The following is a 19,372-nucleotide window of genomic DNA, read 5'->3' as shown; positions in this document are numbered from 1 at the left end:
GGGGGAGTGTCATGAACAAGAAGAATCGACCGCTGTACCTGGGCTTGATGGCAGGGTTGACCCTGATGGGCCTGGGTATCAGCTACGAGAGCCTGTGGTGCGACCCACGCGGCGAGGTGGCTGTCGAGAGCGATCCACAGGGCCTGCACCGACTCAGCCGTGACGGCGTCACGGTCGAGTTCGAGGCGCGGCCACTGGGCAGTGACGGGGTGCTGACGGAGGGGGCATTCGCCAGCGTCCGTTTCAAGGTCACCGACCAGAACAGCGGCCAGCCACTGTCGGGGGTGTCGCCCGGCGCCTGGCTGGACCCGGCGCTGAGCGGCGATGCGGCCAAAGACCGCAACAAGAGCTGCAAGGCGCGGGTGGCGTTGTTTCTCAAAAGCAGTATTGGCGCGCGGCCTTTGCTGGATCTCAACAGCTACTTCCTGCTGGTGCTGAACAAGGATGCCAGCCTTACCGTGATCGACCCGAATGTCTCGGTAGGTGGCGTTACAAGCACCCTGGCGCGCATTGAACTGCCCGGCGTGCCCATGGACTGGGTCGCCAGCAGTGACGACAAGCAGGTGTTCGTGTCGATGCCTGAGCGCGGTGAAGTGGCGTTGATCGACACCGCGACCTTTCAGCGCGTGACCAACATCAACGCCGGCAAGCAGCCGTTGCGGGTTGCCCTGCAACCGGACCAGCGCCTGCTGTGGGTGGGTAACAATGCCAGCGATCCGGCGCACAGCGGCGTCACCGTGATCGATGTGCCCAGCCGCAAGACCCTGAAGTTTTTTGCCACCGGCACCGGCCATCACGAAATCGCCTTCAGTGCCGATTCCCGCTACGCCTATGTCAGCAACCGCGACAGCGGTACCCTGAGCGTCATCGATGCCAGCGAAATGCGCCTGGTTAAAACGCTCAAGGTCGGCCCGCATCCGTTGTCGGTGGCGTACTCGGCGTTGTCGCAGGCAGTGTATGTAGCCGATGGCCGCGAAGGCAGCATCAGCGTGATCGATGCCCGCAACCATGAACTGCGGCACACCATCCAGGGCCATCAGGGCCTTGGACCGATGCGCTTCAGCGGCGACGGGCGCTTTGGCATTGTGCTCAACACCCTGGAAAGCCAGGCGCTGGTGATCGACGCCAGTACCGACCAGCTGATCCACAGCTTGCCGGTCGCTGCCGAACCCTACCAGCTGACCTTCACCAAAGCCTATGCCTATGTGCGCGGCCTGGCCTCACCGAAGGTCACCATGATCAACCTGAGCAGCCTGGGCGAAGGCCGTCAGCCGATTGTCCAGGGTTTTGAAGCCGGGCCGGCGGCGCCGCGCCAGGCGGGCGACCTGCCGTTGGCCCAGGGCCTGACAGTAGCCCGTGACGAGAACTCGGTGTTTGTGGTCAACCCGGTCGACAACACCACCTACTTTTATGCCGAAGGCATGAACGCACCGATGTCCGGCTACGCCAACCGCGGGCACAACGCCCGTGCGGCACTGGTGATCGACCGCAGCCTGCGCGAGGTGTCGCCCGGGGTGTACAGCTCGACCATCAAACTGCCAGCGGCGGGTACCTTTGATGTCGCCTTCCTGCTCAATCAACCGCAGATCATCCATTGCTTCAGCACTGAAGTGGCGGTGTCGCCGACCGCGAAGCACCGGCAAACGCCACAGGTCGAATTCATGCTCGACCCCAAGATGGTCCTGCAGGGCAGTACCTACACCGCGCGTTTTCGCATCGTCGAAGGCAACGGCACTCCGCGCAACGGCATCAAGGACCTGAGCGTGCGCTACTTCCTGGCACCCTCGTCACAAGCCCGCGACAGTCGCGTGCATGAAGTGGGCGATGGCGTCTACGAAGCACAGTTGGAGCTGGCCGAAGCCGGTGCCTGGTACGTGCATGTACAGGCGCCGTCGCTGGGCAGTGCCTTTGCCGAGAAGAACTACACCAGTTTGCGGGTGCTGCCCGCTACCGCCCAACAAGCGTCCGACCTGGGTTCAAGGAGTGTGCGATGAATAGGCTCAATCGCTGCAAACTGTTCAGCCTGTGCCTGCTGGCCGCCAGTTGTGGCCTGGCCCAGGCCCATGGCGACCATGGTGACCATAGTGGCCACGGTGCACCCGCTGCCTTCCAGGAGAAAACCTCGGTGCGCTTTGCCGACGTCCAGCTTCTGGACCAGAACGGCATGCCAGTGCGCCTGGAAAAGGACCTGGTCTCCGACCACCTGGTGGTGATGGGCTTCATCTACACCAGTTGCACCACCGTGTGCCCGGTGGTGTCGTCGATCATGGGCAAGGTGCAAAAGCAGCTGGGTGGACGGGTGGGCGAAGAAGTGCAACTGGTGTCGATCAGCGTCGACCCCCAGCGTGATGACTCCAAGCGTCTGCAGGACTACGCCAAGGCATTCCAGGTCGGCCCCGGCTGGAGCTGGCTCACCGGTTCGCCGTATGCGGTGACCGAAACCCTCAAGGGGCTCGGCAGTTTCAGTGCCAACCTCGCCGAACACCCGCCGCTGATCCTGGTGGGTGATGGCCGCAGCGGTAAATGGACACGCTTCTACGGCTTTACCGACCCGGCGCTGCTGGTCAAGGAAATTGACCGCCTTAGCGCCCGCCGGGTGCACGCCAAACACACAGCCATCGCCCAGGAGGTGCAACCATGAGCGCCACCGTTAGCCGCAAATCGCCCATGCGCGCGCTCGACTGGCTGACCCTCGGGGCCTGCCTGTGGATCATGAGCTCGGTGGCGTTTGCCCACGAAGGGCACGCCCCCCAGGCGCCGCAAACACCGCAGGCACCGCAAGGTGCAGTGACGCCGACCGCCGGCACCCATGATGCCCAGGCCTACTTCACCGATAGCCTGGTGCAGGACCAGAACGGCAACAGCCTGCGTTTCTACAGCGATGTGCTCAAGGACCGGGTGGTGCTGCTCAATGTCATCTTCACTCACTGCAACGATGCCTGCCCGTTGATCACCCGCAAGTTGCGCGAAGTGCGCGAGGCGCTCGGGGAGGAGGCCGCCAGCAAAGTGACCTTTGTTTCACTGAGCAGCGACCCGGCCAACGACACCCCGCAAGTGCTCAAGGCCTTTGCCGAGAAACAAGGTGTGGACGGTCCCAACTGGTTGTTCCTGACCGGCGACAAGGCGCAGATGGACCTGGTGCTGGCGCGTCTGGGGCATTTGATCCCGAGCCCTGAGCAGCACTCCACGCAGCTGATCGCTGGCGACGTGGCCAATAAACGCTGGAGCAAGATTCGCCCCGATGCACCGGCGCAAGCTATCGCACAACGCCTGCAGCTGCTGTCCCAGCCGCTGGCCGGACGTTGAGCATCATGTGCCGGGCACTGCCTGCCGGAACGCTGGTGCTGATGCTCATCGTCAGCACGCTGGCCCAGGCCCTCGACCTGAGCCCGGCGGAACACGCCGGCAAGCGCCTGTACCGCGAGGGGCTGTCGAGCAGCGATGCCCAGGTGTCAGCGCGCGTCGGCGCCGCCGACATGCTGGTGCCGGCCAGTGTCGTGCCCTGCGGCAGTTGCCACGGCGCCGACGGGCTGGGGCGGGCAGAGGGCGGCGTAAGGCCGCCGGTACTCAACTGGCAGCGGCTAGCGCAAGGGCAGGGGCTGCGCAGCGCCAATGGCCGGCGCTATCCGGCCTACACCGAGGCCAGCCTGGCCCGGGCGATTCAGGAGGGTCGAGACCCCGCTGGCAATCAGCTGGACCCGGCCATGCCACGCTTTGTCCTGAGCATGGCTGATCAGCGCAACCTCAGTGCCTACCTCAAGCGCCTGGCCGATGACCGTGATCCGGGCTTGAGCGAGCAAACCTTGCGCCTGGGTACACTATTGCCCGAGCAGGGACCGCTGGCGCCTTCGGCACGTGTTGTGGCCGCCGTGCTCAATGACCGTATCGATCAACTCAACCGCCAGGGCGGGATTCATGGCCGGCAGTTGCAGATGATCAGTATTGACCCCGGTCCGGACCGGGCCAGTGCGGAACAGGCGCTCACCGAGCTGATCGAACAGCAGCAGGTATTCGCCTTGATCTCCCCCGTGGTACCGGCCCTGGAATCGACACTGGCAAGCCGCTTGGAGAAGGCGCGTATTCCCATGATTGGCGCGGCGCCGACTGCAGGCCGCAGTACACAGATCTTTGATCCCTTGCCGGGGCTGGATGACCAACTGTTGAGCCTGGCCGACTATGCCCAGGGCAACCTGGCGCTGCAGCAGGCCGGCACGCAGATCGTTTACGCCGACCCGGCCCAGGCCGGTCTGGCCCGGCAGCTTTTGCAGCAGCTGCAACGCCGCGGCTGGGGCGAGGTTACGGCCGCGCCGCTGACTGAGCAGGCCGCCACCGGCCAGGCGATTTTCTACCTGGGCGATGCCGAAGGCTTTGGCCAGCTCACGGCGCAGTTACAACAGGCGGGGCGCACACCGTACCTGTTCGCCGCAGCCAACCAGGTGGCCAGCCAGCTTGCACAGGTGCCTGAAAACTGGTCGCGCAGGGTGTTCCTGGCCTATCCCTTCGTCCCCGGTGACTGGACGCCCGGTGGCAGCCAGGCACTCAGTGCGATGCGCCAGCGTCAAGGGCTGGACGGGCGCCAGGGCGTTTTGCAAGTCAGCACCTGGTGTGCGATGCAACTGCTCGGCGATGCCCTCAAGCAAATCGGGCGCGATGCCAGCCGTGAAAAGCTCATCACGGCGCTGGAAGGCCTGCATGATCTGCAAACCGGGCTCACCCCGCCGCTGAATTTCGGTCCGGGCCGCCGCCAGGGGTTGGCCGGCGCCCATGTGGTCACGCTGGAAATGCCCGGCCCGGTGTTCTTTCCGGTAGCCGCTTATCGTCCTGTCGCCGAGGGGAATGCGCCATGAAGCTGCTCTGTCTGTTGTTGTGCATGCTGGCCCTGCCGACTTACGCGCAGGAGGGACCGCTGGCGGCCCGGGTCAACGGCGTACCCATCACCCAACTGCGTCTGGAACGCTACTTTGCCGAATACCTGGAGGACCAGGGCAGGGCGCTGACCAGTATTCGCAACCCCAGCGTGTACAAACGTTTGCGCGACCAGGCCCTGAGCGACCTGATCGACCGTGAGCTGCTGTGGCAGGAGGCCCAGCGCCAGGGGATCACAATCAGTGACACTGTGGTCAACGCGCAGGTCGATCAGCTTCGCCAGGCATTCGGCAACACCCGCTCGTTCGAGCAGCGCCTGGCCGATGCGGGTTTTGACCGCAACAGCTTCGCCGAGTACACCCGTCAGGAACTGGCTGCACAGCAAGTGTTCATGCAGGCCGCCCAGGTGGTTGAGCCGGACCCCGCTGAGGTCCGGGCTTTTTATCTGGCCAATCAGCGCGATTTGCAAAAGGCGCAGAACCAAACCGCAGACGCTTCTGTCGAAGAAGAGCAGGGGCTGGTTCTGGCCAAACGCGTCCTTATCGATCAGCAACAGTCGCAAGCACGGTATGCCTTGCTGCAGCGTCTTCGTGACGCCGGGCAGGTGCAACGACTTGACTGATCACTCACCTGACCCCCAATGTTGGGGATATCGGTAGGGGCAAAACGCCAGCTGGTCCCCGGGATTGGGGGAGGGGCCATGGCCCGTTTGCGTCTACTCTTAACAAATCAACGACATAGCACCGTTGAATGCGCCGTCTCTGGTCTGGCACGAAGCATGCGTAAGCCTGTACAAGGTCGCACTTCACCAGACCGGGAAACCGGGCCTGAAAGGCTGCAAGGAGTCGATCTTGGTTAACACAGTATTGGTAGTCGATGACGAACAGACCCTTGCGGGCAATATCCAGGCTTACCTGGATGCGCAAGGCCTGGACGTCCATGTTGCCCACGACGGGGCCAGTGCGATCGGTGAAGCCGAACGCACCCAACCTGAAGTGATAGTGCTCGATTTCCGCTTGCCCGACATGGAGGGGTTCCAGGTACTGGAGACTGTGCGCAAGACCAGGAACTGTCATTTCGTGCTGATCACCGCCCACCCGACCGCCGAGGTCCGTGAGCGAGCCAGCCAGCTAGGTGTCAGCCATATCCTGTTCAAGCCTTTTCCGCTCGCGGAACTGGCCCGCGCAGTCAACGACCTGATGGGCATCAAGCGCGAGGCCGGGCCTGAGGACAACACGGACACAGGGTTCGTTGAACGACGCCAGAGCAGGAGTGAAAGTTTCCCCCTGCAGTTGTTCGACGGTAGTTGGGTTCTGGCAGATCGCCGACGCAGTGGCGCGAGGCAGCCGGATCCGGACGACGACCAACTGCTCACCGGGGAATAACGCGCGAGCAGACCTGAACATGGCTTGCCGCGCCCCGCGCTGGAGAGCAAGTCATGGAAACCGTGTCACTCGCTGTAGTCTGCACCCAGGGTAGTGCCCCTGCACCCTTCGGTCGCGAGTTGCTGGCACAGGCACGCGCCACCGCCGAACAGAGCGCCGAGCGCCTGATCGATACGCTGCAACGCTTGAGTGCTTCAAACCCCGCTGATTTTGTCGCCCGTCTGGGCCTCACCCTGCATTATCCGGTACTCGACAGTCAGGCGCTGTTCGCTGCAACCCCGTTGTTTGACCGGGTCAGCCTGGCTCAGTGCCTGAAGCGCGAGTTCATTTTCCTTGAGCACAATGGCCAGGCCCTTGGCGTATTTGCCGACCCGTTCGATGCCGCACGCCTGGCCTGGATCGACGAGTGCCTGCAGGGTGCGCCGCTGTATCTGGTTGAAGCCGCCGACCTCGCCGGTTTTCTTGCCCGCCACGAAGAAAGCTTTCATGCCGTCGATTCGCTGGACAACGACAGCGAGGCGGTTGCCGAGCTCGATACGCTGCAAAGCCTGTCGCTGGCCAGCATCAGCGAAGACCAGAGCCGGGTGGTCAAACTGGTCAACTCCACCCTCTACGATGCGCTGAAAATGCACGCCAGTGACATCCACCTGGGGGTCACCGGCAATGGCCTGGTGATCAAGTACCGCATCGACGGCGTGCTCAACAGCATCAGCAAGGTCAGTGGCAGCGAGTTCGCCGAGCAGGTGATCTCGCGGATCAAGGTCATGGCCGAGCTGGACATCGGCGAGAAGCGCGTGCCGCAAGACGGCCGTTTCAAAATTGGTATCAGTGCCCGGCAGATCGACTTTCGTGTGTCGATCATGCCCAGCATCTTTGGTGAAGACGCAGTGCTGCGGGTGCTCGACAAGCAAGACCTGGCCGACCGGGTCAGCGGGGTACAGCTGCAGGCCCTGGGGTTCGAGGACCACACCCTGCGCAGCCTGCGCCGCCTGGCCAACGAGCCTTACGGGATGATCCTGGTCACCGGCCCCACCGGTAGCGGCAAGACCACCACCCTCTACGCCATGATCAGCGAGATCAACCACGGCGTGGACAAGATCATCACCATTGAAGACCCGGTTGAATACCAGCTGCCCGGCGTCCTGCAGATCCCGGTCAACGAGAAAAAAGGCCTGACCTTTGCCCGTGGCCTGCGCTCGATCCTGCGTCATGACCCGGACAAGATCATGGTCGGTGAGATCCGCGACCCCGACACCGCGCAAATCGCCGTGCAGTCCGCGCTCACCGGCCACCTGGTATTCACCACCATCCACGCCAACAACGTCTTTGATGTGATCGGCCGCTTCAGCCAGATGCAGGTCGATCCCTACAGCTTCGTCTCCGCACTCAACGCCGTGCTGGCCCAGCGCCTGATTCGCCTGGTCTGCCCGCACTGCGCCAGCCCTCATCAGCCCAGCGATGAAGAGTTGAGCCTGTCGGGCCTCGAAGCCGGGCAGGTGGGGGACTATCGCTTTGTTCACGGCAGCGGCTGCGGGCAGTGCCGCGGCAGCGGTTATCGCGGGCGGACCGCAATTGCCGAGCTGCTGCACCTGGACGATGAGCTGCGGCAAATGATCGTCGAACGTCGGCCCCTGGCGCAGATCAGGGCCCTGGCCTGTCAACGCGGCCTGCGCCTGTTGCGCAGCTCGGCACTGGAACTGGTGCGCGATGGCCGGACCACCTTGGAGGAGATCAATCGTGTCACATTTGTCGCCTGATCGGTTTATCGCCGTACTCGGCGCCCAAGGTGTCGGCCTGAGCCAACGCCAGGGGCAGGACCACCACTGGCTGGGCAGCCTCGGCTTTATCGCCGAGCGCAGCCAGGCCGCCAACCTCGCGCTGGACACTCTGCATAGCTTGCTGGCGGAACAACGCTGCAAGGGCGCCGAACTGCAACTGCTGCTGTCGGCGCAATACTGCCGCTTTTGCCTGGTGCCCTGGAGCGCGGCGATCAACCGTCCCGCTGAGCTGCACCACTACGCCCGGGCCTGTTTCGAGGCGCATTACGGCCAGAGCCTCGACGGCTGGCGCCTGGTGGTGTCACCGGAAGCCGCTGGCGCTGCAAGGATCGCAACCGCTGTGCCGGAAGCCTTGCTGCAACGCCTGCACGAACATTGCCGGGACCTGGGCCTGCGCCTGCGCTCGGTCCGCCCTTATCTGATGGCTGCCTACAACCGCTTTGCCGGGCAACTGGGCGAAAGCGACTTCCTCTTTGTGCTCGCCGAGCCACAGCGCACGGTATGCCTGTTGGCACAGAACGGCGTGTGGCAGCAGATCAGCACCCAGGGCGGTAGCGATAGCGACGCTGCCCTGCAAGCGCTGATCGCCCGCCAATGTGAACTCAACGCCAATGAGCGCGAACTGCCGGTGTTCCTGCATGCCCCTGGGCGCCTGGAACAGCCACCGGCACTGGACGGCGTGCAGCTCTGCGAACTGGACGGCGAGGCGGGCGATGTACTGTGCCGCATGACCCGGGCGGTGGCCTGAAATGCGCCGCCTGGAACTGGATTTTCAGCCACGGCGCACGGCCCTTTCGGCCTGGGTGCTGTTGGCAGTCGGCGGCGGCCTGATGGTAGGCGCCATTGCCCTGCAACAGGGCTTCAGCCAGCAACAGGCACAGGTAACACAGGAACTGGAGGGACTGGAGCGGCAACTGGGCAAGCGCCCTGAACACGCGACCTCGCTGACCCCGGCGCAAAGCCGCGAGCAGGCCGAGAAACTGGCCCAGATGCGCAGTGTTTCGCAGCAACTGCAACGGCCCTGGGAGCGCCTGTTCGGCATGCTTGAAGCCTTGCCACAGGATGATGTAGCCCTGCTCACCCTGACCCCGGACGCACGCAAAGGCCAGGTTCGCATCAGTGCCGAAGCCCGTGACCTGGAGGCGATGCTGGCCTTCCACAAACGCCTGGAAGCCAGTGGCGAACTCAGCGACGTGTCGCTGCTGAACCACGAAATCATGGCCAAACAGCCTGAGCATCCGGTGCAGTTCAATCTTTCGGCGACCTGGGAGATCGGCCATGCACGTCCATAGCCTGATTCTGCACGAACGTGCCCGGCAGCTGGGCGTGGTTGGCCTGGCCGGTGGTGCGCTGGTACTGGTGGGCCTGCTGTATGGCGCCCTGGTGGTATTGCCGCAGTGGCAGCAACTGCAACAGCAGCAACAGCTGAGCGAGGAGGCTCGGGCCCAGTTGCAGCAATTCAAACGGGGCGACCTGAAACTGCCACAAGTGCCGCAGCATGAGCTCGAAGACTTTCACAAGCAACTGCCCGCTCAGCCGCAGGCTACGGTGGCCATCGACCGCATCTACAGCCTGGCCAAGGCCGAACGCATCAGCCTGGCCCGCGGCGAATATGCCCTCGGGGTCGATCCCAAGACCCAGCTGGCACGCTACCAGATCCTGTTGCCGGTGCGCGGCAGCTACCCGCAGATCCGCCGCTTCGTCCATGCCTTGCTCGGGCAGTTACCTGCGCTGGTGCTTGAGGACGTCGATCTGCAGCGCAAGAAAATCGGCGACAGCGAGCTGACCGGCCGCATTCGTATGACCCTTTATCTGTCGAGGTCATGATGAACACTCAACGTCGCTTGGCCTGGTTGGCGTTCTTCGGCGCTGCCGCAGTGCTGGCCTGGGTTCCCGGGTACTTTTTTGACGACACGGCTTCTGAAGGGGAAGCCATTGTCAGCCCCGCAGACAAGGCTGCAGGCGCGGCGGCCAAGGCCGGTGAACAGGTCGTCAAACCAGCCGACCTCAGCCTTCGCGACCTGTTCCCGAGCAAAAGCTGGAAACCGGCGGCCCAGCTGGCCACGGTCACCGAACAGCCGGTCGCAGTACAGCCTGTTGCGCTGGCGCCTGCTGCGCCGGTTCTGCCATTCCAGTTTGTTGGCCGCCTGGACGACCGGGACGATCAACAAGTCTTCCTGCAAAACGGCGAAAAGCTCTACGTCGTGCGGCGCGGCGACGTGATCGATGACACCTACCGGATCGAGCAGATCTCCGCTACGGAGCTGAGCCTGGTCTACCTGCCATTGCACCTTTCCCAGACCTTGTCTGTAGGGAGCGCACCATGAAATCGTCCAGGCACTGCACCAAAGCGCCGTTCTTGATGCTCGCCCTCTGCGTCGCCCTGGGCGGCTGCGGCTCGACGAGCGTACGCAACGAGGCCAAAGAGCTGATGGCGCAAGGGCAATACGAAGCCGGTATCGCCCAGCTCGAAGAAGCCCTTAAAGAAGACCCGCGTGACACCGACCTCAACATCGCCGTGATCCAGAGCCGTCGCCAGGCTGTCGAGACCTTGCTTTCGCAAGCCGACAGCGACCGCAGCCGCCACGACTTTGCCGGTGCACGCATGGGGTACGGCCGGGTACTGACCCTGGAACCCAACAACCGCAGGGCACAAGAAGGTGTGCGGCAGATCGAGCAGATGCGCAACATCGGTGAGCGCGTCGCCCTGGGTCAGGCTGCGCTGCGCAGCGGTGACCTGTTCGGCGCCGAGCGGCACATGCGTGAAGTGCTTCAGCTCGACCCCCAGAACGAAGGCGGCCTGGCCCTGCGCAAAGACATCGAGCTGGTGCAAAGCCGTACGGCCCAGCCCAATCCGCAATTGCGCACCAAGCTGGAACGGCCGGTGACCCTGGAGTTTCGCGACGCGAACCTCAAGACCATCTTCGAGGTGCTGTCGCAGGTTGCCGGGCTGAACTTCATCTTCGACAAAGACCTGCGCCCGGACATGAAGGCCACCATCTTCGTACGCGACGTGAAAATCGAAGACGCGGTGTCGCTGTTGCTGGACCAGAACCAGCTGCACCAGAAGGTAGTGAACGACAACACCGTGCTGATCTACCCGGATTCTCCGCAGAAGACCAAGGACTACCAGGAACTGGTCATGCGCACCTTCTACCTGACCAGCATTGATTCCAACACCGCGTTGAACATGGTCAAAACCATGCTCAAGACCCGCGATGTATTCGTCGACGAGCGCCTCAACACCCTGACCATGCGCGACACCCCCGATGCCGTGCGCATGGCCGAAAAGCTGCTGCAGTCCCAGGACCAGTCCAACCCGGAAGTGGTGCTGGAAGTCGAGGTGATGGAGGTGGCCCGCTCGCGCATCCTCGAGCTTGGCCTGCAATGGCCGAACACCTTCGGCCTCCTCAACGATGAAGGCAATCCGGTCAGCGTCCTTGACCAACTGCGCGGCATCAACTCGTCGCGGATCAGTATCGCCCCGGCGCCTCAGGCCAAGATCAATGCCCAGGACAACGACATCAACACCCTGGCCAGCCCGGTCATCCGCGTCAGCAACCGTGAGCAGGCGCGCATCCACATCGGTCAACGGGTGCCGATCGTCAGTGCCACCTCGGTGCCCTCGACCCAGGGGCCGGTGATTACTGAAAGCATTACCTACCTGGATGTCGGTCTGAAGCTTGAGGTGACGCCGGTTGTGCACCTGAACAACGAAGTGGCGATCAAGGTATCCCTTGAAGTGAGTAACGCCAAACCGCTGGAACCGACCCGCCAGGGCACCATTCCGGTTCAGGTCGACACCCGCAACGCGCAGACCAGCCTGCGTCTGCACGACGGTGAAACCCAGGTACTGGCCGGGCTTGTACGCAATGACGAAGGCGCCAGCGGCAACAAGATTCCGGGGCTTGGTGACATCCCCGGCCTGGGCCGGCTGTTTGGCAGCAATCGTAATGACAAGACCCAGTCTGAGCTGGTGCTGTCGATTACCCCGCGCATCGTGCGCAACCTGCCTTACCAGAGCCCTTCGGACATGGAGTTTCCTACCGGCACTGAAACCAGCATGCAGATCCGCAACCTCAACCGCAATGTCGAGGTGGAGCTGGAGCAACCGATCGCCGCAGCACCTACCGGCGTGAGGCCCTGAGCCATGAAACGGTCGATGGCAGGATTCAGCCTGATCGAAGTGATGCTGACCCTGGCGCTGCTCGGGTTGCTCGCCTCGATTGCCGCACCGCTGACCGAGACCCTGGTGCGCCGGGGCAAGGAACAGGAGCTGAAAACCGCGCTGTATCAGATCCGCGATGCCATCGACGCCTACAAACGTGCCTTCGATGCCGGCTACATCGAGAAGTCGCTCAACGCCAGCGGCTATCCGCCGAACCTGAACGTGTTGGTGGACGGCGTGCGCGATGTGCGCAGTGCCAAGGGGGCCAAGTTCTACTTTCTGCGGCGCATACCTCACGACCCGTTCACCACCAGCAAACGCGACGATGACGGTGGCTGGGGCGTGCGCAGTTACGACAGTTCCGCTCAGAACCCGCGCGACGGTGAAGACGTCTTCGACGTTTACTCCAAGGCTCGGGGCAAGGGCCTCAACGGTATAGCCTACGGGCAGTGGTGACTGGCATGAAACGCAACCAGGGGTTTACGCTGATTGAGTTGCTGGTGGTGATGGCGATCATCGCCACGCTGATGACCATCGCCATGCCGCGCTATTTCCAGAGCCTGGAAACGTCGCGCGAAGCCACCTTGCGCCAGAGCCTGGCGGTCATGCGCGAGGCGCTGGACCACTACTACGGCGACACCGGCCACTATCCCGAGTCGCTGGAGCAACTGGTCGAACAACGTTACCTGCGCAGTGCGCCGCTCGATCCGATCACCGAACGCCGCGACTTGTGGCAGGTGGTAGCGCCACCGGAAGGGGTGGCCGGGTCTGTCGCCGACATCAAGAGCGGTGCAACCGGGAGGGCGCGTGATGGCAGCCTCTATGCCGAGTGGTAGCACTGCCGAGGCAGGCTTCACCTACCTGGGCGTGCTGTTGCTGATCGCCGTGTCAGCCATCGCCCTGGGCTCGACCGTCACCCTGTGGTCGACCCAGGCCCTGCGCGAGCGTGAACGTGACCTGCTCTGGGTGGGCACCCAGTACGCCCAGGCGTTGCGCAGTTACTACCGCAACTCGCCGGGCCTGGCCCAGTACCCGCAGACCCTGGACGAGCTACTCGAAGACCCGCGCTACCCGAACGTCAAGCGCCACCTGCGCAGGCTCTATCCCGACCCGATCACTGGCAGCGACGACTGGGGCCTGGTGCGCTCGATCGACGGGCGCATCACCGGGGTGTACAGCCGCTCGGACCAGGCCCCGCTGAAGCAGACCGGTTTTGCCGCGCAGTGGTCGGACTTCGAAGGCCTGAGCCATTACGCCGACTGGCAGTTCGTCGCCGAGAAAGCCTTTGCCGAAACGGCCGCCGGTGCACAGAAGGGCCTGGCCCAGGGGGTAGGGCAATGAACCGCCAACTGACGGCTTGCGCCCTGGCCCTGGTGCTGTTGGCCGGCACCGCCCGCGGCGGCGCCGAGGACGAGATGATGGGTTTTATCGTCGACAACACCATCTCGCACATCGGGCACGACTTCTATTACAGCTTTGCCGAGCGGCTGCGTGCCACCAGTCGCCTGGATTTCAACCTGGTGGTACGCGAACGGCCGGACGCACGCTGGGGCAGCCTGGTGACGGTCGAGTACGAGCAACGCTTGATCTACAGACGCTTTTTGCCACCCAACACCACCGAGCTGAAGGACGCCGCCTATGAAGCGGCTGACCTGGTCAGGGCGCAGATCGCCCAGCGCAAGCTGCAGATGCTGCTGCAAGACACCACCGATCTAGAGAGGGACGAGCTATGAACAACAACAATACCTGCCGCCTGGCCTCCCTGTTCTTGCTGGCTGCCCTGGGCAGTCAGGCGGGTGCCACCGAACTGGTGTACACCCCGGTCAACCCGGCCTTCGGCGGCAACCCGCTCAATGGCACCTGGCTGCTCAACAACGCCCAGGCGCAAAACGACCACGAGGACCCTGCGATCAAAGATCGGGCCTCGGCCTTTGCCAGCACCTCGGCACTGGAGCGCTTCACCAGCCAGCTGGAGTCACGGCTGTTGTCGCAGTTGCTCACCAACATCAATAACGGCAACACCGGCAGCCTGCAAACCGATGCCTTTCTCATCAATGTCATCGACGACTCGGGCGCGCTGAGCATACAGATCACCGACCGGGTAACCGGGGAAGTTTCCGAAGTTCAGGTGAACGGCCTGAACCCATAAAAAGGGCGGGGTCAACGGGGAGTGACAAAATGAAAAGAATTCTGACCGCACTGCTGATGCTGGCCACCTTGCAAGGTTGCAGCTTGCGCGAGCCGATGTCCGCCGAGCAAGACGGCGAAACGCCGACCCTGACGCCGCGGGCGTCTACCTACTACGACCTGCTCAACATGCCGCGGCCTAAAGGTCGCTTGATGGCTGTGGTGTATGGGTTCCGTGACCAGACCGGTCAATACAAACCGACCCCGGCAAGCTCGTTTTCCACCAGCGTGACCCAAGGTGCGGCGAGCATGCTGATGGACGCCTTGCAAGCCAGCGGCTGGTTTGTGGTGCTGGAGCGTGAAGGGCTGCAGAACCTGCTGACCGAACGCAAGATCATCCGTGCCTCACAGAAAAAGCCGGATACCCCGGTGAACATCCAGGGCGAACTGCCACCGCTGCAGGCGGCCAACCTGATGCTCGAGGGTGGCATCATTGCCTACGACACCAACGTTCGCAGCGGCGGAGAAGGCGCGCGCTACCTGGGCATCGACATCTCCCGTGAGTACCGGGTCGACCAGGTTTCCGTGAACCTGCGGGCGGTGGATGTGCGCAGCGGCCAGGTGCTGGCCAATGTCATGACCAGCAAGACCATCTACTCGGTCGGGCGCAGTGCCGGGGTGTTCAAGTTCATCGAGTTCAAGAAGCTGCTGGAAGCCGAAGTGGGCTACACCACCAACGAACCGGCACAACTGTGCGTGCTGTCGGCCATCGAATCGGCGGTTGGTCACTTGCTGGCACAAGGTATCGAACGGCGCCTGTGGCAGGTGGCGGGGGATGGCAGCGGTGATAACGAAGTACTGAACAAGTACCTGAGCCAGTACCAGGCCCAATGAGACGCTGCGGGGCCTCGGGGGCTGCCCTGCAGCCCATCGCTGGCGATGCCGGCTCGCACAATGGCCAAACGCCTGTTAATGCGACGGGCAGCCGTGCTCCTTGAGCACCCGCTTGGTCGACGCCGGGTACTTCACCAGCTTTTCCACGGCCCGTGGAGGTCGCTTCACCAGTTCGCCGCCACAGTTCGGGCACTGTCCCTTCAGGTGTTGCTCACTGCAGTCCTTGCAGAACGTACACTCAAACGAGCAGATCAATGCATCCTGGCTGTTTCCGGGCAGGTCGCGGTCGCAGCACTCACAGTTGGGTCGCAGGTCGAGCATGGTCGACTCCTCGTTCAGGGACGATAAAGGTGGGCATGACTGGCACGGTACAACGCCGACTCGGCAAAGCTGTCGCTGGCCAACACGTGGCCGACGAGAATCAGCGCGGTACGACGAAAACCCTTGGCCTGTACCTGCTGGACAATACCATCAAGGGTGTCGAGCACCCAGTCCTGATCGGGCCAGGTCGCGCGATGGACCACAGCAATCGGGCAGTCACCGCCGTAGTGCGGGCGCAGCTCCTCGACGATCCTCTCCAGATGCTTGACCCCCAGGTGAATCGCCAGGGTAGTGCGGTGGCGGGCCAGGTCGGCCAGTTGCTCACCGGCAGGCATCGGTGATTTATCGCCGTAACGGGTGAGGATTACGGTCTGGGCGATGTCCGGCAGGGTCAGTTCACAGCCGAGCAGCGCGGCACTGGCGGCCACTGCGGTAACGCCGGGGACGATCTCGTACGGAATGCCCAGCTCGCGCAGATAACGGATCTGCTCACCGATTGCGCCATACAGGCTCGGGTCGCCGCTGTGCACGCGGGCGACATCCAGGCCCTGTTGGTGGGCTAACTGCATGGCGTCGATGATCTGTGCAAGGTGCAGCTCGGCGCTGTTGATGACGGTCTGGGCGCTGTGCCCTTCCAGTACGGCGGCGGGTACCAGCGAACCTGCGTAGATGATCACCGGGCAGCGATGAATCAGGCGCTGGCCCTTGACGGTGATCAGGTCCGGATCGCCGGGGCCTGCGCCGATGAAGTAGACAGTCATGGGAAATCCTAGAAGAGAAAGCGGGAATTATCGGTCAAACCCGGGGCTTGTCGCCAATGCCAGGCTGGCATCGCGCAGCAGGGTGCGGGTAACGCACAACTGCGCAGTGCCGGCGAAGTGCTCGGCCAGCGCCAGGGCCGCGCTTTCGGCAACGCCGTAACACCCGCTGTGCTGGTAGGACACCGTCGATCGATGGCTCAATTGCTGCTCGAAAGCAGCCAGCTGGGGCACGGAAAAGAACAGCAGGGGCACATTGAGTTGCCGGGCCAGTTGCTGCAGCCCGGGCTCATGCTGCTTGAGGTCAATACTGGCCAGGCCCGCGACGGCTGCCAGTGGCAGGTCGTGGGCCTTGAGAGTGTGCTCCAGCAAGCCGGCCAGCGTTTCCACCGGACAGCCTCGTCGGCAACCCAGGCCGACGAACAACTGCATCGGGTTCAGGCCTGGCTCGGGCGACGGAACAGCCAGGCGCTGATCAGGCCCAGGGCCAACCAGAACGCGGCGTTGGTCAGCAGGGAGGCGACCTTGAACTCGGCTTCCAGAGCTTCTGGCGCCAGCATTTCATGGACCTCTGGTTGCGGCGCGCCGATCACATGAGGAATCACCAGCAACACCACGCCAAGCACTTTAAACAGCCAGTTGTGGGCGAACGCGATCAAGCCCAGCCCGGCTGCAGTGGCGGCAGCGGTGCCTACCCACCAGGCCTGACGCTGGGCAAGGTCAGCGGCGGCAGTACCTGGCAGTTCCGGTGGCAGGCCCAGGGTCGGCGCCAGGCAGAACACGGCAAAACCACCCAGGCCCCACAACGCGCCACTGACGACGGTCTTCGGTGCACGCAGGGTATACAGCGCGGCAAGGATCAGGGCAAAGCCGACGGCGACCACAAGGTTGCCACCGGTGGTCGAGAGCACGCGCTGCCAGCCATCTTCCGGCGACCAGGCTTCGCTGTCGTGGTGGTGGTCGGCGGCAACACCTGGCGCATGTTCGTGCGCCTCTGGCGCCGGGGCTGCGCTTTCATAGGTTTCGGCCTGAAGAATCAGGGGCGCGACCCAGAAGCTCTGCAGCAGGGTCAACAGCAGGGCAGCCAACAGGCCGGCAAATCCTGCAGTACGTGCAATACGCTTGATCATCGGGCGGCACTCAGTGGCAAGGGAAGGCGGCGCTGTGGCGGGTGTCGTGGGCAGCGTTGTGCACCGCTTCGATGTGCGAGAAACCGGCGAAGTAGACCAGGCACAGGCCCAGCAGCGAGGCACCGACGGCAACCAGCAGGCGCTGGCTGAGGCTGGAAGGGGTAACGGCTGAGTGACTGGCGGTGGTGATAGGCATGGCGCTTTCCTTTTGGTGTTGTCGGCAACAGGCAAGCGCAGCAAACCCCTGCACGGACTTCGCCCAGGGGTTGCAACAGCGCCCGCCCACCGCGGGTTTGTCAGATCAGTGTCGGGCCGGTCTCCGGGCTGATGAGGGCGAGCAGGTGCTCGCCAAAGGCGTCTCCTTCCCATGCCAGACTGCAGGCACAGTGGTTCAGACGCTTTTCTCACTTACCGTTGCGGGGGCAGCACCGGACTTGTCATGCCGCGCTTGAAGCAGCGTATGACGCACCGGTTTCCCAGTTTCACCCATTCAAGGGCACCCAAACGAATGGCGTTAGCAAATCACGGGCGAGGGCATGCGTCAATCGTGACAGCAGTTGACCGCTTACCGGGCACTGCGTAGCCTTGCGCTTTCGAGGTTCTTCGGCACTGGCCGAAGCTAAGACGGGAACGCGGTCAAAGCCGCGGCTGCCCCCGCAACTGTAAGCATTGAAGCGTTCGACACAGCCACTGCATCCTTGCGGGAAGGCGTCGTTCAACGGGCCTTGCGCCTGTGCAATGCAAGCCAGGAGACCTGCCTCGATCAGTTTCCGACATAAACCGGGCGGGGTGATCCGGTGGCGAACGCGCCCAGGCAATACTGCCTGTGGCTCTCGTCCCGCATGCCCGCCATCCTGCCAAGGGCATCGACGACATGAAAACACTGGCAAAACTCCCCGTCACCATCGTGACCGGTTTCCTCGGCTCGGGTAAAACCACGCTGCTGCGGCATATGCTCGACAACGCCCAGGGGCGCCGTATTGCGGTGATCGTCAACGAGTTCGGCGAGCTGGGCATCGACGGCGAGATCCTCAAGCAATGCAGCATCGGCTGCACCGAGGAGGAAGCCAACGGCCGTGTCTATGAACTGGCCAACGGCTGCCTGTGCTGCACCGTGCAGGAAGAGTTCTTCCCGGTGATGCGCGAGCTGGTCGCCCGTCGTGGCGACCTCGACCACATCCTGATCGAAACCAGTGGGCTGGCGTTGCCAAAACCACTGGTTCAGGCGTTCCAATGGCCGGAAATCCGCAATGCCTGCACGGTTGACGCGGTAATCACCGTCGTCGATAGCCCGGCTGTAGCTGCTGGCACTTTTGCCGCTTACCCCGACCAGGTCGACGCCCAACGCAAGCTCGACCCGAACCTGGATCACGAGTCGCCGCTGCATGAACTGTTCGCCGACCAGTTGGCCAGTGCCGACCTTGTGGTGTTGAACAAGGCCGACCTCATTGCTGCCGACGACCTGGCCAAGGTCCGGGCCGAAGTGCAGGAAGAACTGCCGCCAGCGGTCAAGGTGATCGAAGCCAGCAGCGGCCGCCTGCCGCTGGAAGTGTTGCTGGGCCTGGGCGCCGAGTCCGAAGCGCACATCGATGGCCGCCGTACGCATCATGATTCACACCACGACGACGATGATCACGATGATCATGACCACGATGCGTTCGACTCGATTTCCATCGAGCTGCCCGAAGCTGACGAAAGCCTGCTGCTCGATGCCTTGACCCAGCTTGTGGTTCAACACGGCATTCTGCGGGTCAAAGGCTTTGCCGCCATCCCGGGTAAGCCGATGCGCTTGCTGATCCAGGGTGTAGGGACCCGTTTCGACAAACACTTCGACCGCGCCTGGCGCAGCGAAGAGCCGCGTACCACGCGCCTGGTGCTGATCGGCCAGGAACTGGATGCGCTGCAACTGGAAGCGAGCCTGCGCGCCGCCCTGGGCGCTTGACCC

Annotated in this window: 24 protein-coding genes and 2 riboswitches; of the genes, 19 read left to right on the top strand and 5 right to left on the bottom strand. The window is 63.2% G+C overall.

The genetic code is table 11. The features are described from left to right. The first annotated feature begins 11 nt into the window (after positions 1-11). From DM813_RS21350 to DM813_RS21265, 18 genes are all read left to right on the top strand, one after another. On the top strand, positions 12-1,994 hold the full coding sequence (locus tag DM813_RS21350; RefSeq protein ID WP_128325390.1) for a cytochrome D1 domain-containing protein: 1,983 nt from the start codon (positions 12-14) through the stop codon (positions 1,992-1,994). After that, positions 1,991-2,641 (top strand): SCO family protein, encoded by a 651-nt coding sequence (locus DM813_RS21345; RefSeq protein WP_128325389.1) that lies wholly within the window; start codon positions 1,991-1,993, stop codon positions 2,639-2,641. Before DM813_RS21350 ends, DM813_RS21345 begins: the two co-directional genes overlap by 4 nt. Then, complete coding sequence (locus tag DM813_RS21340; protein WP_128325388.1) at positions 2,638-3,306, top strand: SCO family protein; 669 nt, start codon at positions 2,638-2,640, stop codon at positions 3,304-3,306. The genes DM813_RS21345 and DM813_RS21340 overlap by 4 nt, the downstream gene beginning before the upstream one ends. A 5-nt stretch (positions 3,307-3,311) precedes the next feature. After that, positions 3,312-4,847, top strand: a complete 1,536-nt coding sequence (locus DM813_RS21335) for a cytochrome c/ABC transporter substrate-binding protein (RefSeq protein ID WP_241653216.1) — start codon at positions 3,312-3,314, stop codon at positions 4,845-4,847. Beyond that, positions 4,844-5,488, top strand: a complete 645-nt coding sequence (locus DM813_RS21330; protein WP_128325387.1) for a SurA N-terminal domain-containing protein — start codon at positions 4,844-4,846, stop codon at positions 5,486-5,488. The genes DM813_RS21335 and DM813_RS21330 overlap by 4 nt, the downstream gene beginning before the upstream one ends. Before the next feature lie 229 nt (positions 5,489-5,717). Continuing rightward, positions 5,718-6,251, top strand: a complete 534-nt coding sequence (locus DM813_RS21325) for a response regulator (protein WP_128325386.1) — start codon at positions 5,718-5,720, stop codon at positions 6,249-6,251. Positions 6,252-6,304: 53 nt separating this feature from the next. After that, positions 6,305-8,008, top strand: coding sequence for a GspE/PulE family protein (locus tag DM813_RS21320; protein ID WP_128325385.1), 1,704 nt, complete (start codon positions 6,305-6,307; stop codon positions 8,006-8,008). Beyond that, a complete protein-coding gene (locus DM813_RS21315; protein ID WP_128325384.1) occupies positions 7,989-8,777 on the top strand; it encodes a hypothetical protein in 789 nt (262 codons plus the stop codon). Before DM813_RS21320 ends, DM813_RS21315 begins: the two co-directional genes overlap by 20 nt. 1 nt (position 8,778) lies before the next feature. After that, positions 8,779-9,321 (top strand): pilus assembly protein, encoded by a 543-nt coding sequence (locus tag DM813_RS21310; protein ID WP_128325383.1) that lies wholly within the window; start codon positions 8,779-8,781, stop codon positions 9,319-9,321. After that, positions 9,308-9,856, top strand: coding sequence for a type 4a pilus biogenesis protein PilO (gene pilO, locus DM813_RS21305; RefSeq protein WP_128325382.1), 549 nt, complete (start codon positions 9,308-9,310; stop codon positions 9,854-9,856). Before DM813_RS21310 ends, pilO begins: the two co-directional genes overlap by 14 nt. Next, positions 9,856-10,356 (top strand): hypothetical protein, encoded by a 501-nt coding sequence (locus DM813_RS21300; RefSeq protein ID WP_128325381.1) that lies wholly within the window; start codon positions 9,856-9,858, stop codon positions 10,354-10,356. Before pilO ends, DM813_RS21300 begins: the two co-directional genes overlap by 1 nt. Continuing rightward, on the top strand, positions 10,353-12,176 hold the full coding sequence (locus DM813_RS21295) for a secretin N-terminal domain-containing protein (RefSeq protein ID WP_128325380.1): 1,824 nt from the start codon (positions 10,353-10,355) through the stop codon (positions 12,174-12,176). The genes DM813_RS21300 and DM813_RS21295 overlap by 4 nt, the downstream gene beginning before the upstream one ends. Positions 12,177-12,179: 3 nt before the next feature. Then, positions 12,180-12,653, top strand: a complete 474-nt coding sequence (locus DM813_RS21290; protein WP_128325379.1) for a prepilin-type N-terminal cleavage/methylation domain-containing protein — start codon at positions 12,180-12,182, stop codon at positions 12,651-12,653. Between the two features lie 5 nt (positions 12,654-12,658). Beyond that, positions 12,659-13,033 carry a type II secretion system protein gene (locus DM813_RS21285; RefSeq protein ID WP_128325378.1) on the top strand — a complete coding sequence of 125 codons (375 nt, stop codon included), beginning with the start codon at positions 12,659-12,661 and terminating at the stop codon, positions 13,031-13,033. Then, positions 13,008-13,538, top strand: coding sequence for a type II secretion system protein (locus DM813_RS21280; protein ID WP_128325377.1), 531 nt, complete (start codon positions 13,008-13,010; stop codon positions 13,536-13,538). Before DM813_RS21285 ends, DM813_RS21280 begins: the two co-directional genes overlap by 26 nt. Beyond that, complete coding sequence (gene csgE, locus DM813_RS21275) at positions 13,535-13,930, top strand: curli production assembly/transport protein CsgE (RefSeq protein WP_128325376.1); 396 nt, start codon at positions 13,535-13,537, stop codon at positions 13,928-13,930. The genes DM813_RS21280 and csgE overlap by 4 nt, the downstream gene beginning before the upstream one ends. Next, the gene (locus tag DM813_RS21270) at positions 13,927-14,346 is read left to right on the top strand and encodes a curli assembly protein CsgF (protein ID WP_128325375.1); all 420 of its coding nucleotides are present in this window, start codon (positions 13,927-13,929) and stop codon (positions 14,344-14,346) included. Before csgE ends, DM813_RS21270 begins: the two co-directional genes overlap by 4 nt. Positions 14,347-14,375: 29 nt before the next feature. Further along, a complete protein-coding gene (locus tag DM813_RS21265) occupies positions 14,376-15,218 on the top strand; it encodes a CsgG/HfaB family protein (RefSeq protein WP_128325374.1) in 843 nt (280 codons plus the stop codon). Between the two features lie 75 nt (positions 15,219-15,293). On the opposite strand, the gene DM813_RS21260 is transcribed toward DM813_RS21265, so the two are convergent. From DM813_RS21260 to DM813_RS21240, 5 genes are read right to left on the bottom strand one after another with little or no spacing between them, the layout of a single operon-like run. Further along, complete coding sequence (locus DM813_RS21260; protein ID WP_128325373.1) at positions 15,294-15,539, bottom strand: DUF1272 domain-containing protein; 246 nt, start codon at positions 15,537-15,539, stop codon at positions 15,294-15,296. Positions 15,540-15,553: 14 nt separating this feature from the next. Next, on the bottom strand, positions 15,554-16,300 hold the full coding sequence (gene cobM, locus DM813_RS21255) for a precorrin-4 C(11)-methyltransferase (protein ID WP_128325372.1): 747 nt from the start codon (positions 16,298-16,300) through the stop codon (positions 15,554-15,556). A 27-nt stretch (positions 16,301-16,327) separates the two neighbouring features. Then, positions 16,328-16,729 carry a cobalamin biosynthesis protein gene (locus tag DM813_RS21250; RefSeq protein ID WP_128325371.1) on the bottom strand — a complete coding sequence of 134 codons (402 nt, stop codon included), beginning with the start codon at positions 16,727-16,729 and terminating at the stop codon, positions 16,328-16,330. A gap of 5 nt (positions 16,730-16,734) precedes the next feature. Beyond that, positions 16,735-17,427, bottom strand: coding sequence for a CbtA family protein (locus DM813_RS21245; protein WP_128325370.1), 693 nt, complete (start codon positions 17,425-17,427; stop codon positions 16,735-16,737). 10 nt (positions 17,428-17,437) lie between these two features. After that, positions 17,438-17,623, bottom strand: a complete 186-nt coding sequence (locus DM813_RS21240) for a CbtB domain-containing protein (protein WP_128325369.1) — start codon at positions 17,621-17,623, stop codon at positions 17,438-17,440. A 97-nt stretch (positions 17,624-17,720) separates the two neighbouring features. Further along, a riboswitch (cobalamin riboswitch) is annotated at positions 17,721-17,944 on the bottom strand. 62 nt (positions 17,945-18,006) lie between these two features. After that, positions 18,007-18,203, top strand: a riboswitch (cobalamin riboswitch). A gap of 98 nt (positions 18,204-18,301) precedes the next feature. On the opposite strand from DM813_RS21240, the gene cobW reads away from it, so the two are divergent. Further along, positions 18,302-19,369: a cobalamin biosynthesis protein CobW gene (cobW, locus tag DM813_RS21235; protein WP_128325798.1), complete on the top strand. Its 1,068-nt coding sequence runs from the start codon at positions 18,302-18,304 to the stop codon at positions 19,367-19,369. Positions 19,370-19,372 lie beyond the last annotated feature (3 nt).

It is taken from the genome of Pseudomonas alkylphenolica (assembly GCF_004025535.1).
Lineage (GTDB): Bacteria > Pseudomonadota > Gammaproteobacteria > Pseudomonadales > Pseudomonadaceae > Aquipseudomonas > Aquipseudomonas alkylphenolica_A.
This window is presented reverse-complemented; position numbering and strand designations above follow the sequence as displayed.

Coding starts and splice junctions, on each gene's coding strand:
- DM813_RS21350 (WP_128325390.1), top strand. CDS start 12: ATGAACAAGAAGAATCGACCGCTGTACCTGGGCTTGATGGCAGGGTTG.
- DM813_RS21345 (WP_128325389.1), top strand. CDS start 1,991: ATGAATAGGCTCAATCGCTGCAAACTGTTCAGCCTGTGCCTGCTGGCC.
- DM813_RS21340 (WP_128325388.1), top strand. CDS start 2,638: ATGAGCGCCACCGTTAGCCGCAAATCGCCCATGCGCGCGCTCGACTGG.
- DM813_RS21335 (WP_241653216.1), top strand. CDS start 3,312: ATGTGCCGGGCACTGCCTGCCGGAACGCTGGTGCTGATGCTCATCGTC.
- DM813_RS21330 (WP_128325387.1), top strand. CDS start 4,844: ATGAAGCTGCTCTGTCTGTTGTTGTGCATGCTGGCCCTGCCGACTTAC.
- DM813_RS21320 (WP_128325385.1), top strand. CDS start 6,305: ATGGAAACCGTGTCACTCGCTGTAGTCTGCACCCAGGGTAGTGCCCCT.
- DM813_RS21310 (WP_128325383.1), top strand. CDS start 8,779: ATGCGCCGCCTGGAACTGGATTTTCAGCCACGGCGCACGGCCCTTTCG.
- pilO (WP_128325382.1), top strand. CDS start 9,308: ATGCACGTCCATAGCCTGATTCTGCACGAACGTGCCCGGCAGCTGGGC.
- DM813_RS21300 (WP_128325381.1), top strand. CDS start 9,856: ATGAACACTCAACGTCGCTTGGCCTGGTTGGCGTTCTTCGGCGCTGCC.
- DM813_RS21295 (WP_128325380.1), top strand. CDS start 10,353: ATGAAATCGTCCAGGCACTGCACCAAAGCGCCGTTCTTGATGCTCGCC.
- DM813_RS21290 (WP_128325379.1), top strand. CDS start 12,180: ATGAAACGGTCGATGGCAGGATTCAGCCTGATCGAAGTGATGCTGACC.
- DM813_RS21285 (WP_128325378.1), top strand. CDS start 12,659: ATGAAACGCAACCAGGGGTTTACGCTGATTGAGTTGCTGGTGGTGATG.
- DM813_RS21280 (WP_128325377.1), top strand. CDS start 13,008: ATGGCAGCCTCTATGCCGAGTGGTAGCACTGCCGAGGCAGGCTTCACC.
- csgE (WP_128325376.1), top strand. CDS start 13,535: ATGAACCGCCAACTGACGGCTTGCGCCCTGGCCCTGGTGCTGTTGGCC.
- DM813_RS21270 (WP_128325375.1), top strand. CDS start 13,927: ATGAACAACAACAATACCTGCCGCCTGGCCTCCCTGTTCTTGCTGGCT.
- DM813_RS21265 (WP_128325374.1), top strand. CDS start 14,376: ATGAAAAGAATTCTGACCGCACTGCTGATGCTGGCCACCTTGCAAGGT.
- DM813_RS21260 (WP_128325373.1), bottom strand. CDS start 15,539: ATGCTCGACCTGCGACCCAACTGTGAGTGCTGCGACCGCGACCTGCCC.
- cobM (WP_128325372.1), bottom strand. CDS start 16,300: ATGACTGTCTACTTCATCGGCGCAGGCCCCGGCGATCCGGACCTGATC.
- DM813_RS21250 (WP_128325371.1), bottom strand. CDS start 16,729: ATGCAGTTGTTCGTCGGCCTGGGTTGCCGACGAGGCTGTCCGGTGGAA.
- DM813_RS21245 (WP_128325370.1), bottom strand. CDS start 17,427: ATGATCAAGCGTATTGCACGTACTGCAGGATTTGCCGGCCTGTTGGCT.
- DM813_RS21240 (WP_128325369.1), bottom strand. CDS start 17,623: ATGCCTATCACCACCGCCAGTCACTCAGCCGTTACCCCTTCCAGCCTC.
- cobW (WP_128325798.1), top strand. CDS start 18,302: ATGAAAACACTGGCAAAACTCCCCGTCACCATCGTGACCGGTTTCCTC.